The sequence below is a fragment of the Acetobacter fabarum genome (assembly GCF_029069195.1).
GTDB lineage: Bacteria > Pseudomonadota > Alphaproteobacteria > Acetobacterales > Acetobacteraceae > Acetobacter > Acetobacter fabarum_A.
In genome coordinates, this window is sequence record NZ_JARDYK010000002.1 from 62,321 (window position 1) to 75,516 (window position 13,196).

Genomic DNA, 13,196 nt, shown 5'->3' on the forward strand with positions numbered 1-13,196 from the left:
TTCCTGTCACGGGCTAGTGCGGGAATGTTTCATATACGGTCTGTCTCGGCTAGGGGTTTTGTAAGAGAATCGAGCATTGCCAGCAGAACCGCTGTCAGGGGAGATGCAAAAATCAACCCCGGAAAGCCCAGAATGGCGCCAAACAGGGTCTGGGACAGCACGGTAAGGGCTGGTGGCATCTGCACTGCGTGGCGCTGGATAACGGGGGCAAGCACGTTGCCTTCAAAAAACTGGATCACGCCATACAGCACTGCCACCATAATGGTCTCACGCGTACCAAGGGAGAGAGCGAGCAGCAGGGCAGGCACCGCTCCCATAATGGCACCAATATAGGGGATAAAATTACACATTCCCGCCAGCACACCCAGCGCCAGCGCCAAAGGCACACCAATAAACCACAGTCCGATACCCGAGAGCGTGCCAACCACCAGCATGTCCAGGGACTGGCCTGCAACCCATGCCCACAGGGTCTGCCCCGCCCGCAGCAGCAACTGCCGGATGATCGGGCGGCGTTCTTCTGGCACCAGCCGCAGCAGACCGTTGGCGTAAGTGGCGGGAGACATGGCAAAATACAGCCCGGCAATCAGCACCACAATCAGCGTGCCAATGGCGCCAAAGGCGGAACCCAGTATGCCGGTCATGGATCCGGCAATGCGTGAGCCAAGGGAGGCCAGACCGCTATCACCCCCGGTATGACGGCCTCCAAGGGAGGCGGGTAGATAGTTCAGGATCATCTGCCCGGTGGGGGTGCTCTGCAGGGTGTCCCGCAAGGCCATTTCCTGCTGGCGCAGGGCTTCTTGCAGGCGGATCACTTCGCTGACAATGGCGGGGCCACTGTTCCAGACCAGCAGAGCCGCGCTGGCCAGCAGGGCCAGCACCACAATGGTCAGCGCCCATGCGTGCGACACGCCAAGGTGGCGGCGCAGGATGCGGGCGAGCCCATACAGTACCACCGCACATAATACGGAGGCAAACACCACCATAAGTACATCACCCAGAAGCCATATGAGCAGGCCAATGCACACAGTGCCTATGGACAGGCGCAGAATACGGGCAATGTGTTCGGGACCAAATAGAGGCGAGTCCGGTTGTGGCATGGGTAAAGGAGGGGAACCGCTGTCGGATGGCATGCAAGAAAATTCTTTCAGGATCGGGGGAGGCTGTGTAACGGCTGTCCGTGTCGTTAATCTGTAAGCACATGATGTCTTACTTTTTTGTGTAATCTTATCCATTCATGCACGGATGTGAGAAGAAATTTCTTTAGATAATTGCAGGAGCATAAACGGACATGTCTGGCGGGAACGACGGGGGGCTGGCGACTGCCTCCAAAGCCATTCTCGCTCTGGCGGTGGGCACGTTTGCCATCGGCACGGGAGAGTTTGCGGCAATGGGGCTGCTGCCCCAGATGGCGGACAGCATGCATGCCAGTATTCCACGCACGGGGGAGGCTATTTCGGCCTATGCTCTGGGGGTTGTGGTGGGGGCTCCTGTTGTGTCGGTCATGGCGGCGCAGATGTCGCGCAGGCAGTTGCTGGTGCTGCTGATGGGCTGGTTTGCCGTGGCCAATGCGCTGGGCACGTTGGCCGCCTCGCTAGGTATGCTTGATCTGGCACGCTTTGTAACCGGGTTGCCGCATGGCTCCTTTATGGGGGTTGCGGCACTGGTTGCCGCAGGGCTGGTGGACCGTGGTTACCGTGGGCGGGCTGTGGGGCGTGTATTTTCGGGCCTGACCATTGCCAATGTGGTGGGTGCTCCCTTTGCGACCTATGCCGGGTCTTATTTTGGGTGGCGGCTGTCCTATCTGTTTATCGGCCTTATTGGCGTTGCGTGCTGCCTTATGGTGCTGGCATGGGTGCCTTATGATGCGCCCAACCGGGCGCGCTCGGCCTTGTCGGAACTTGGAGCGTTTTCGCGCAAGCAGGTCTGGTACGTCATGGGCACTGTGGCGGTGGGGTGTGGTGGCATGTTCTGCGTGTACACCTATTTTTCCGTAACGTTGCAGGATGTGACCCATGTGCCACTCTGGGGGGTGCCGCTTTTTCAGGCGCTCTGGGGTGTGGGTATGTGCGTAGGTGCCTGGGCTGGTGGTCATCTGATGGACAGGAACCTGAAGTGGGCGACCATTTTTGCGTTTTTGTGGAATGCAGCCGCACTGGGCCTGTTTGCGCTGGTTGCACATTCTGCCTGGCTGACGGCGCTGGCCGTTTTTATGCTTGGCGGCGGTATTGCCCTTGGTCCGGCCATGCAGGTCCGTCTGATGGATGTAGCCGCGGATGCGCAAACCCTTGCTGCTTCCATGAACCATGCGGCCTTCAACCTCGCCAACGCCATTGGGGCGTGGCTGGGCGGGGTGGTGCTGGCTGTGGGGTTTGGGCTGGAAGCTACAGGCTGGGCTGGTATGGTGCTTTCGCTCGTGGGGCTTGTGCTTTTTCTGCTATCCTTGCGGGTGGAAACGCTGGATGCCATAAAAACAGCACAGGCCGAGAGTAGTGCGGCGTAAGCCGTGGCATGGAGCCTGTGTGCGCATAAGGGCCGATTTGCAGCCCGGAGGGCGCACAGCGCCGTTACAGCGTGGGTTTGGCAAGAACGGATCAGTAATGAAGGTGTGTGAGTATGGAAATCAGTAGTCCCTACCAGATACTGAACACTCCTGCGAGTATGGCCCTGCAAAGGCAGGGCCGGAAATCGCTCGGTCTGGATTTCAGCAACATGACGCCGCAGGAAATGGAATCCGCACGGCGGGAGTTGGGGCGGGAAGGCAAAATTTCGCTTCATCAAAGTGTGACAATGGCTTTGATGGATGGCTTTGCTCTGGAAGGCGTGAATGGTGGAAAGCTTGTGAGTGGCTCAACCAACATGTATTCCATGATTGATGCGATGCTGGAGTATCAGGAAAAAAACGGCATCTTCAACGTCCAGCAGAATATTGAATCGCTTAAATCTCTTCGCAAGGTGCTTGAGGAGAATGACGCGCATTACACCTCCTCCACAACGTCCATAATAGCCTGAAGACCAGACCGTTTACGACCCGGCCTCCCTTCAGCCGGGTCAGAGGGGGCGGGGCTTGGGCGCGGAATGGGCGCTTACGGGGTGCTGGCGGTGTCCTCCTCCATTTGGGCTTCGGCGGCCAGCCAGTGTTCCTCTGCTTCGGATTCCTCTCTGGCTATGGCAGCCAGCCGGGTGTTCAAGCGGGTGACTTCTGCCGCCTTGCCCTGTTCGTACAGAGCGGGGTCCGCCAGCGCGGCTTCCAGCTTTGTGCGCTCAAGGGCCAGTCTGGCCAGTCTGGCTTCCGCATCCTTGACGATTTTACGCAAGGGAGCCTGCGCCTTGCGGATTTCGGCCCGGTCACGGCGTTCATCCTTGCGGCTGTTCTGGCCTGGGGTGTCCTGTTTGGGGCGGCTGGTGGCGCGGCTGCGCTCCAGTAGCCATGTGCGGTATTCGGCCATATCCCCTTCAAACGGGGTAACCTGCCCATCTGCTACCAGCCACAGCCGGTCTGCCACCAGTTCCACCAGATGCGGGTCATGACTGATCAGCACGACCGCTCCTTCAAAATCCGCCAGCGCGCGGATCAGCGCATCACGCGCATCGAGGTCCAGATGGTTGGTGGGTTCGTCCAGAATAAGCAACTGGGGGGCGTCACGCGTGGCAAGGGCCAGCAGCAGGCGGGCTTTTTCTCCGCCTGAGAGGTCTTTGACCGCGGTTTCCGCCCGGTCCACATCCAGCCCGAAGCGGGCCAGCTGCGCGCGTACAACCGGCAGGGTGGCTTTGGGCAGGGCGCGCGCCATGTGTTCGATCGGGGTTTGATCCAGATGCAGTTCTTCGGTCTGGTGCTGGGCAAAATACCCGACCCGAAGCCGGGGATTGCGCTCCACATCGCCCGAAAGAGCACCAAGGCGGCCCGCTATCAGCTTGGCAAGGGTGGATTTGCCGTTGCCATTGGCGCCGAGCAGGGCAATCCGGCTTTCCATATCCAGCCGGAAGGAGAGGTTGTCCAGCACAGGCTTGTCATCATACCCCACGCTCGCGCGGTTGACGCTGAGGATGGGGGGAGGAAGCTGCTCAGGCTCGGGAAAGGCAAAATGGGCTGCGGTATCTTCCACCACAGCGTCGATTACGGGGAGTTTTTCCAGCGCCTTCAGCCGGGCCTGTGCCTGCTTGGCCTTGGTGGCCTTGGCACGAAAGCGGTCCACAAAAGACTGCATATGGGCACGACGCGCGGCAATTTTTTCGGCCTGCCGGGTCTGCTGCAATGCCTGTTCGGTGCGGATTCGGACAAAATTTTCGTAACCGCCGGGGGTCAGGTTCAGCTTGCCGCGTTCCAGATGGGCTATGGCGTCCACGCAGGAATCGAGCAGGCCACGGTCATGGCTGACAATAAGAGCCGCCCCTGCGAATCGGCGCAGCCAGTCTTCCAGCCAGAGTGTGGCTTCAAGGTCCAGATGGTTTGTGGGTTCGTCGAGCAGCAGCAGGTCGGGTTCCAGAAAAAGGGCTGTGGCCAGCGAAACACGCATACGCCACCCGCCCGAAAAGTCCGATACCGGGCGCTGCTGCGCCTGAGCGCTAAAGCCCAGCCCCGCCAGCACCGCCCCGGCGCGCGCGGGGGCGCTGTCTGCCCCTATGGCGCGCAGGCGTTCGTGTATTTCGCCAAGGCGCATGGGGTCTGTGGCCTGTTCGGCCTCGGTCAGCAGGGTTGTGCGCTCTACATCCCCCGCCAGAACGGTGTCCAGCAGATTGGCGCCATCCGCAGGCGCTTCCTGTTTGACACGGGCCATGCGCGCGCGTGAGGACAGGCGGATTTCCCCCCCATCGGGGGCAATATCGCCCGCAATGGCGGCCAGCAGGGTGGACTTGCCAGCACCATTGCGCCCGACCAGCCCAACCTTGCGGCCAGGGTCTATGGAAAGGCTCGCCTGGTCCAGCAGAACGCGGCCAGCCATACGCAGGCTAAGGTTGGAGATGACAAGCAGGCTCAACGCAAATCTCGTTTCTTCTGGAATTGTTCATTACATTCTGTGTGGTACCTACCAGCCAGCGCCGATATGCTCTAGATGGAAACGCTGAACGTCTGCCAGATCAAGGCGGATATCTGCGTTTATACCCAAGGAGGGCCTTATGGCTAAAGAACGTACCCTGTCCATTATCAAGCCGGATGCAACCCGTCGTAACCTGACCGGCAAGATCAACGCCGTGTTTGAAGATGCGGGCCTGAGCATTGTCGCACAAAAGCGCGTCCAGCTTTCCCACGCTGTGGCTGGCGCTTTTTACGCCGTGCACAAGGAACGCCCTTTTTACAACGATCTGGTATCCTTCATGATCTCCGGCCCGGTTGTGGTGCAGGTGCTTGAAGGCGAAAACGCCGTTGCCAAGAACCGTGAAGTCATGGGCGCAACCGACCCCAAAAAGGCCGACCCCCAGACCATTCGCGCCCAGTTTGCGGAAAGCATTGAAGCAAACTCCGTGCATGGTTCTGACAGCGCGGAAAATGCTGCAAACGAAATCCGCTTCTTCTTTGCAGAAACGGAAATCCTGCCCTAATTCTGGCAGGCCACACCCCGGCGTTGTGCCTTGTGCATACGTCGGGGTAGCCGGAATGGCGGTTAACCGCCAAGCCAGACGTCTTGTGCATGGGAGATACCCGGCAGCAGGATAGGGCAACAGGCTGCATTCCTTCTATAATCCTGTCTTATGCTCAGGCATTATGGGCAAGGCGGAATGCTGTTCGCATTCCCGGCCCGCAGCAGGCAGAAAGGAATGTTATGAAAGTTCTGGCGGTTCATCCCAGTGCCCTGATGTACACCAAGGTTTTCCTGCGGCTCGAGCCGTTGGGGCTGGAACTGGTGGCAGGTGCTGCGCGGAATGCCGGACACGACGTGCGGATTATCGACCTGCAGGCCGAAACGCACGAGGATTACTGGAAGCTGGTTGACGAATTCCAGCCCGATGCCGTGTGCTACTCGGGCAGTTATCTGGCTAATGTGCCGGAAATTCTCGATCTGTGCCGCGAAACACGCTACCGCTTTCCGCAGGTGTTCCAGTTTATTGGCGGACATTCGGTTTCGTTCATTGCCAAGGATGTGCTTGATCTTTCCGAAGGTACGGTCAACTGCATTCTCAAAGGGGAGGGCGATGCTACGGTCGGCCTGCTGCTGGATGCGGTGCAGAACGGCACGGATATTCTGGAAGTTCCCGGCACCGTTACACTGGACGGGGAAGGTCCACCCCCCATTTTTGTCAAATCGCTGGACGAGGTGCGCCCCGCGCGTGACCTGCTGCGCCACCGCAACAAGTATTTTATTGGCACGCTGGACCCCGCAGCCTCCATTGAATTTGCCCGTGGCTGCCCGTGGGACTGCACGTTCTGCTCGGCATGGACCTTTTATGGTCGCTCCTATCGCACGGCCAGCCCGCAGGTCATTGCGGATGAACTGGAGGAGATCAAGGAGCCCGGCATCTTTATTGTGGATGACGTGGCCTTTGTGCATGAAGAACACGGCATGGCCATTGCCAACGAAATTAAAAAACGTGGCATCAAAAAGGAATATTACCTTGAAACTCGCGCAGATGTGCTGCTGCGCAACAAGGAAGTGTTCAAGGTCTGGAGCGAGATCGGCCTCTCCTACATCTTCATTGGTCTGGAAGCGGTGGATGAGGAAGGGCTCAAGCAGTTCCGCAAACGTGTCTCGCTCGATAAAAATTTTGAGGCCCTTGAATATGCCCGTTCTCTGGGGCTGATTGTGGCCATCAACATTATTGCCGATCCATCATGGGACCGTGCACGGTTTGAGGCCGTGCGGCAGTGGTGTCTGGAAATTCCCGATATTGTGAATATTTCCGTCACAACGCCTTATCCGGGGACGGAAATCTGGCACAAGGAAGCACGTCGCCTGACCACGCGTGACTACCGCCTGTTTGATATTCAGCATGCCGTGCTGCCTACTACACTGCCTCTGCCCGAGTTTTATGAGGAACTGGTCAAGACCCAGCAGGTGCTCAACACCAAGCATATGGGCTGGGAGGCGCTCAAGGATACGGCAGGGATTGCGGTGAACCTGCTCAGGAACGGCCAGACCAACTTTGTTAAAATGCTGTGGAAGTTCAACTCGGTCTTTAACCCTGCCCTTCAGCTTGCTGACCACCAGCGTCCTGCGCGCTACCTTATGCCCGTGCAACCTGATGCAGTGGACAAGATCGATCGTAACGACCTGTATGTGCATGGTCCCGGCGGGCGCAAAACCCGCGCACTGGATGATGCGACCGAAACCTTTGTGGACAAGACCCGTATGGGGGAAGATGCTTGACCTGCATCTTTCCATGGTCCCGCCCTGCGGTTTAGCTGTGCGGAGCCTGGCGTAAAATGGGCGGCGTAAAGGCAAATGCCTGTGGCGTATAGGTTTCCACTACCAGACTGAACGGTGTGCCGGCATGGGTTCGTAACAGGGCAATATGCCGGAAAAGATGCGGGGGCAGGGCCAGTGGTTCTGCTTCCGTTGTGCTGTTGGGGAGATGAGGCTGCATTTCCCACAGATCTGGCAAGGGAGACCACAGGGTTTCGCGCCGGATGAGCTGGCGGGTAAACCGCAGGGGAGACACAACACGACCAAAGGGCGTGTCGGTCTGTTCCAGTGCTTCGGTCATGGTTTTTGTCAGGCGTTCTGGCACAAACCAGTTTTCTGCTTCCGAATAAATGCGGTTGTGCCCTGCCAGCCGGATTTTGCGGTAACGCAGGGCTTGTCCTCCCCGGGCTGCGGGCAGGTCCAGTGCTGCCAGCAGGTCGGGTGGGCAGGTGCTGCGGGCACCGGCTTCACGCTCGGCGCGCAGGGTTTCCTGCGTGCTCAGGAGCGCGTGTTCGCGCAGCCAGTGTTCCAGCGTTTGTGTGGCGCTGTTTTCGGCCAGCAGGCGGTTTTCCATCTGGCTGATCAGGGTTGCCAGCATAAGCCGGTGTATGAAGCTGTTCCGCCAGGGGGGGGATAAAGGCTCCGTGGCGGGCTGAGGGGGCGCAAAGTTGGGCATAGGGGTCTTATATCATGCTTTGGGGCGGGTATGGGCTGCACATCACTGTTTCGCATCGAGGCGGAGTTGCGTTATGGAAGAAACAGAATGACCGTGTAAAAACGTCATGTATGGAATTTTGTAAAAAGGATGCAAACGCAATGAGCCAGACGACAGCAAGCTTTATGGTCGAAGGAATGACATGCGACGGTTGTGTCTCGTCCGTAAAACGTGCGCTGGCCGCAATTGATGGTGTGGAAGGTACGGATGTGAATCTGGCCAATGGCGAGGTCAAGGTATTGTATGACCCCGCACGTGTTGGTGTTTCTTCCCTGCGGGATGCCATTCGCGGCGCTGGTTACGAGGTGAGCTGAACTGCCTTGTGCCGTGTCATGCAGTCAGCGGAAAGGGGGCGTGAGCTGCGCTCTCTGGTTGTTGGGGGGAGGGCATGGCACCATGGGGTGCACCGGGGTAACCGGTGGTCAAACGCCGCTCGACAGGCAAAAACAAAGGTAAGCTGGTCCGTGACGCAAAAAACAAACAAATCTGCTCTGTGGGTAATGGCGGCAGGTGGCTTGCTGCTGGCTGGATGTTCATCCGAAATCGGGCGTGTGCCCATGCTGGATACGGATATAAGCTGCCTGCACAAGCAGATGGCAGGCCCCATGTTTCTGAGTTTTCCACTGGCGGCCAATACCTGCCAGCGCATGAGCAATAACGGGTTTGTGCTGGGCGAGGCCAAGGCCAGACCTCTCCCTCTTGAACTGAAGGGGGCGCCGGACCTGCAGAAAATGGCGGATGAATACGGCTACACCTACACACGCTAGGGCGTGTGGGTGAGCCTAGCCTTCCAGTTCCGCATCCCAGTATAAATAATCGTGCCAGCTTTTGTGCAGGTAGTTGGGTGGAAAAGCGCGCCCGTTGTCCTGAAGTTCCCATGATGTGGGGCGTACGGGGGTGCGGCGGGGCAGCATGCCAATATGGTGGGGCATGTGTGGGCCTTTGCGCAGGTTGCAGCAGCCACATGCGGTAACAACATTCTCCCAGCTTGTACGTCCGCCTTTGCAGCGGGGGATAACGTGGTCAAACGTCAGTTCCTGCGTGGGGTGGCGTTCCCCGCAATACTGGCAGGAAAAATTGTCGCGCAAAAACACGTTAAAGCGCGTAAAAGCCGGTTTGCGGGCGGCGGGCACATAGTCCTTGAGGGCAATCACGCTGGGCAGGCGGAAAGCCTGATTGGGTGAATGAACTTCCATGTCATATTCGCTCAGGACCGAAACCCGGTCCAGACACACCGCTTTTATGGCATCCTGCCATGCCCAGAGGGAAAGCGGAAAATAGGAAAGTGGTCGGAAGTCTGCATTCAGAACAAGGGCTGGGTAGTTTAGAGTACTGCCATCGGCCAAGATGTGTCTCCTCGTCAGCACGAGAACACAGCTCCGAAGGGGTCAGAACAACTCAAGCCGACCGCCAGCAGAAGTGCGTCGTCGAGATAATTACCGGCAAGACTATTGCAGACGCAAAGAGGCGTGGCAAGAAAATGCGGGCCAATAGTCACTGATATCTGGCGGTTTTATATATCTGGTAAGATTAATATGACTATTCGATTACAGTACAATGAATATTGTAAAACAGCATGGGTTACGCGGTTCGCTCCCAGCCCCACGGGGGCGCTGCATCTGGGCCATGTGGCTTCCGCCCTGTTCGGGTGGGAACTGGCGCAGCGTGGCGGGCAATGGCTGGTCCGTATGGAGGATATAGACCCCCAGCGCTGCAAACCTGCCTTTGCCACCGCTCTTGTAGAAGATCTGGCCTGGCTTGGGCTGGTGTCAGACGGACCTGTTCTGTACCAGTCCACCCGCATGGCGGTTTATCGGGCCGTGCTGGACACTCTTGAGCATATGGGCGTGCTGTATCCCTGCTTCTGTACCCGTTCGGATATTGCGCGCGAGAGTGCAGCCATGTTCTCCGCCCCCCATACCGCCCCCGATGGCAGCCTGCTCTACCCCGGTCGTTGCCGCCAGCTTGATGCCCATACGCGGGCACAGTGCATGGAGGCGGGGCAGCCTTACGTGTTGCGGCTGCATATGGCGCGCGCTATGGAATGTGCCCGTACGCTGGCCAGCACCCGGAGCGGTGCAGGGTGTGGCGCAGCAGGGAGCGCATGGCCGCTGATGTACCACGATCTGGCCTGTGGCCCGGTCCCCTGCCAGCCCGAACTGTTTGGTGATGTGGTTCTGGCCCGGCGGGATGTTCCCGCATCCTACCATCTGTGCGTGACGTGTGATGATGCCGCGCAGGGCGTCACACTGGTCACACGGGGGGAGGACCTGCGCCCGGCTACCAGCCTGCACCGGTTGTTGCAGACCCTTATGGGCTGGCCCGTACCGCATTATGCGTTCCACCCCCTGCTGTGCGATGCCACAGGCCGCCGTCTGGCCAAGCGTGATGGTGCGCTGAGCGTGCGCGCCATGCGCCAGAGCGGGTTGACTGCCCGGCAGGTGCGGGACAGGGCCGTGTTTGCGAGCATACCCCATGGCAGCCCGGTTTAGCACCAGCAGGCGTGACAACACCCGGAACCCTGTTTTTGCATGACAGGGGAAAAGTCCGCGCAGAACAAAAAAGACAGAGCAGATGGAATCTCCGGTTCCGCCCCGACCGGAAGAGGATTACTGTGCGCACCGGAGCAGCGCATTTGCCGCCTCTGTCCGGGTCTGTGCCCGTTCAGGTGCCGGGTGCCTAAAAATATTGTGTCGGAAAGTAAGAAAACCATGAGCCTTGTTGCTGACCGCCTGAACAGGATCAGTCCTAGCCAGACAATCGTCATCTCAACGCGTGCACGGGCGCTGAAGGCGGAGGGGCGGAATGTTATCAGCCTTTCTGCGGGTGAGCCGGATTTCAACACACCCGACCACATTGCTCAGGCCGCCGTAAAGGCCATTGCTGCGGGCCAGACCCGTTATACGGATGTGGCCGGTACGCCAGAGCTGCGCAAGGCCGTGGCAGAGCGCTTCAGGCTGGATAGCGGGCTGGATTACACGCCCGAGGAAGTGATTGTTTCCACCGGTGGCAAGCAGATCATCTACAATGCCATGATGGCGACCCTGAACCCGGGGGATGAGGCCATTATTCCCGCGCCGTGCTGGGTATCCTACCCCGATATTGTGACGTTGGCCGAAGGCGTGCCCGTGGTGGTTCCCTGCAAGCGCGAAAACGGTTTTCGCCTTCAGGCCGATGAGCTGGAAGCCGCCATTACCCCGCGCACCAAATGGGTATTCCTGAACTCGCCCTGCAACCCCACCGGGGTTGCCTATTCGGCCGAAGACCTGCGTCCGCTGTGTGATGTACTGCTGCGCCATCCGCATGTGTGGATTTTTACGGACGATATTTACGCCAAGCTTGTGTACGATGGTTTTCGCCCCGCAACCTTCGTGGAAGTCGAACCCCGCCTGCGCAGCCGTACCGTTACCATGAACGGCGTGTCCAAAGCCTATGCCATGACCGGCTGGCGTATCGGTTTTTCCGGCGCGCCGGTGGAACTGACCAAGGCCATGAACAAGTTGCAGGGGCAGTCCACCTCCAACACCTGCTCCATTGCCCAGGCAGCAGCGGTGGAAGCCCTGACCGGCCCGCAGGATTTTATCCAGACCATGGTCGATACCTATCAGGGGCGGCGCGACATGGTGGTCAGCATGATCAACCAGGCCAAGGGCATGGAATGCGACGTTCCCCAAGGGGCGTTCTATGTTTTCCCCTGCATTGAAAAATGCCTTGGAAAAACTTCCCCGGTCGGAAAACTGCTTAAAACAGACGAGGATTTTGTAACTGCCCTGCTGGAAGAAGAAGGTGTGGCCGCAGTGCATGGCTCAGCCTTCATGTATCCGGGGTATATGCGTATTTCCTACGCAACCGATACGCAGAGCCTGCGGGATGCCTGCACCCGGATCCAGAATTTTTGCGAAGGTCTGCTGTAAATCATGTCCCGGAGTTTTGCGCAGCGTCTGAATGGCCTGCCTGCCCCCGCAACAATAGAGATGGCCCGGCGTGCCCGGGCCCTCAAGGCGGAGGGCAGGCCGGTTATCTCGCTTGCTCTGGGCGAGCCTGATTTTGCAACGCCGCCTGCGGTGGTGGAAGCCGCCCATCAGGCAGCGCTGGCCGGGCAGACCAAATACCCGCCTGTGGACGGCACGCCCGCGCTCAAGGTCGCCATCGCCCGCAAGTTCACGCGGGAGAACGGGCTGGACTATACGGCCGAGCAGATCATGGTTTCCAACGGGGGCAAGCAGGTCATCTTCAATGCCTTTATGGCGACCCTGAACGCGGGGGACGAGGTGGTGGTGCCAACGCCCTACTGGGTCAGCTACCCGTTGATTGCACGCATGTTCGGGGCAACGCCGGTGTTTGCTCCATGCCGGGAGGAAGACGGGTTCAGGCTCCGGGCAGATGTACTGGCGCAGGCTCTTACGCCCCGCACGCGCTGGGTTGTGCTGAACTTTCCCAACAATCCCACCGGAGCCATCTGCCCGGCTGAAGACCTGGCCACCATTGCCAGCGTTCTGCGCGATTATCCCGATGTGTGGATTTTATCGGACGAAATTTATGAACATCTGGTGTTTGGCGGGGCACGTTCGGCATCAATCGCAGCCGTAGCACCCGATCTCAAGGACCGTACCCTTACGCTCAATGGTGTTTCCAAGGCCTATGCCATGACCGGGTGGCGCGTAGGGTTTGCTGGTGGACCTGCCGACCTTATTGCCGCAATGCGGGGTGTGCAGGGGAACGCCACATCGGGCGTCTGCTCCATTGCGCAGGCCGCCGCCGCCGCCGCTCTGGATGGGCCGCCGGACCTTGTGCAGACCATGGTTGCCACATATAGCCGCCGCCGCACCAATGTGGTGCAGGCCCTGCGCGCGGTACCGGGCCTGACCTGCGCCATGCCCGAAGGGGCTTTTTACGCCTATCCCGGTGTTGCCGCCTGCCTTGGCCGCACAACAGCCGCCGGGCGTCTGCTGGAGACTGACCATGACTTTGCCGCAGCTCTGCTGGATGAAGAGTTTGTGGCAACCGTACCCGGCAGCGCGTTTGGGCAGTCCCCCTATCTGCGTCTGTCCTGTGCGACCTCGGATGAAATTCTGGCTGAAGCCTGCCAGCGTATCGCGCGCTTTGCTGGCGGATTAGTATAACAATACGGTCGGGCAGGTTCC

Annotated in this window: 13 protein-coding genes; 9 read left to right on the forward strand and 4 right to left on the reverse strand. The window is 59.0% G+C overall.

What is annotated here, in order from left to right:
* Window positions 1-29: 29 nt before the first annotated feature.
* Window positions 30-1,097, reverse strand: a complete 1,068-nt coding sequence (locus tag PY793_RS03520) for an AI-2E family transporter (protein ID WP_275177097.1) — start codon at window positions 1,095-1,097, stop codon at window positions 30-32.
* A gap of 191 nt (window positions 1,098-1,288) precedes the next feature.
* Here PY793_RS03520 and PY793_RS03525 point away from each other — a divergent pair, with 191 nt between their 5' ends.
* Both PY793_RS03525 and PY793_RS03530 read left to right on the forward strand, forming a co-directional pair.
* Window positions 1,289-2,500: an MFS transporter gene (locus tag PY793_RS03525; RefSeq protein WP_275176742.1), complete on the forward strand. Its 1,212-nt coding sequence runs from the start codon at window positions 1,289-1,291 to the stop codon at window positions 2,498-2,500.
* Window positions 2,501-2,613: 113 nt separating this feature from the next.
* Window positions 2,614-3,009, forward strand: coding sequence for a hypothetical protein (locus PY793_RS03530; RefSeq protein WP_275176743.1), 396 nt, complete (start codon window positions 2,614-2,616; stop codon window positions 3,007-3,009).
* A gap of 74 nt (window positions 3,010-3,083) precedes the next feature.
* Here the strand turns inward: PY793_RS03530 and PY793_RS03535 are convergent, their stop codons facing one another.
* Window positions 3,084-4,976: an ABC-F family ATP-binding cassette domain-containing protein gene (locus tag PY793_RS03535; RefSeq protein ID WP_275176744.1), complete on the reverse strand. Its 1,893-nt coding sequence runs from the start codon at window positions 4,974-4,976 to the stop codon at window positions 3,084-3,086.
* Between the two features lie 139 nt (window positions 4,977-5,115).
* Between PY793_RS03535 and ndk the strand changes: the two genes are divergently transcribed.
* Window positions 5,116-5,538: a nucleoside-diphosphate kinase gene (ndk, locus tag PY793_RS03540; protein WP_086645638.1), complete on the forward strand. Its 423-nt coding sequence runs from the start codon at window positions 5,116-5,118 to the stop codon at window positions 5,536-5,538.
* A gap of 221 nt (window positions 5,539-5,759) precedes the next feature.
* A complete protein-coding gene (gene hpnR / locus PY793_RS03545) occupies window positions 5,760-7,301 on the forward strand; it encodes a hopanoid C-3 methylase HpnR (RefSeq protein ID WP_275176745.1) in 1,542 nt (513 codons plus the stop codon).
* A 31-nt stretch (window positions 7,302-7,332) separates the two neighbouring features.
* Here hpnR and PY793_RS03550 read toward each other — a convergent pair whose 3' ends face one another.
* The gene (locus PY793_RS03550) at window positions 7,333-8,013 is read right to left on the reverse strand and encodes a hypothetical protein (protein ID WP_275176746.1); all 681 of its coding nucleotides are present in this window, start codon (window positions 8,011-8,013) and stop codon (window positions 7,333-7,335) included.
* A 140-nt stretch (window positions 8,014-8,153) separates the two neighbouring features.
* Between PY793_RS03550 and PY793_RS03555 the strand changes: the two genes are divergently transcribed.
* Both PY793_RS03555 and PY793_RS03560 read left to right on the forward strand, forming a co-directional pair.
* Window positions 8,154-8,366: a heavy-metal-associated domain-containing protein gene (locus PY793_RS03555; protein WP_275176747.1), complete on the forward strand. Its 213-nt coding sequence runs from the start codon at window positions 8,154-8,156 to the stop codon at window positions 8,364-8,366.
* Between the two features lie 186 nt (window positions 8,367-8,552).
* Entirely contained in the window at window positions 8,553-8,819 is a 267-nt protein-coding gene (locus tag PY793_RS03560) for a hypothetical protein (protein ID WP_275177098.1), read from the forward strand.
* A gap of 15 nt (window positions 8,820-8,834) precedes the next feature.
* On the opposite strand, the gene PY793_RS03565 is transcribed toward PY793_RS03560, so the two are convergent.
* Window positions 8,835-9,398: an HNH endonuclease gene (locus tag PY793_RS03565; RefSeq protein ID WP_275176748.1), complete on the reverse strand. Its 564-nt coding sequence runs from the start codon at window positions 9,396-9,398 to the stop codon at window positions 8,835-8,837.
* A gap of 189 nt (window positions 9,399-9,587) precedes the next feature.
* Here PY793_RS03565 and gluQRS point away from each other — a divergent pair, with 189 nt between their 5' ends.
* From gluQRS to PY793_RS03580, 3 genes are all read left to right on the forward strand, one after another.
* Window positions 9,588-10,544, forward strand: a complete 957-nt coding sequence (gluQRS, locus tag PY793_RS03570; protein ID WP_275176749.1) for a tRNA glutamyl-Q(34) synthetase GluQRS — start codon at window positions 9,588-9,590, stop codon at window positions 10,542-10,544.
* Window positions 10,545-10,763: 219 nt separating this feature from the next.
* Window positions 10,764-11,966 (forward strand): pyridoxal phosphate-dependent aminotransferase, encoded by a 1,203-nt coding sequence (locus PY793_RS03575; protein ID WP_275176750.1) that lies wholly within the window; start codon window positions 10,764-10,766, stop codon window positions 11,964-11,966.
* Window positions 11,967-11,969: 3 nt separating this feature from the next.
* Window positions 11,970-13,175, forward strand: coding sequence for a pyridoxal phosphate-dependent aminotransferase (locus tag PY793_RS03580; RefSeq protein WP_275176751.1), 1,206 nt, complete (start codon window positions 11,970-11,972; stop codon window positions 13,173-13,175).
* Window positions 13,176-13,196: the final 21 nt, after the last annotated feature.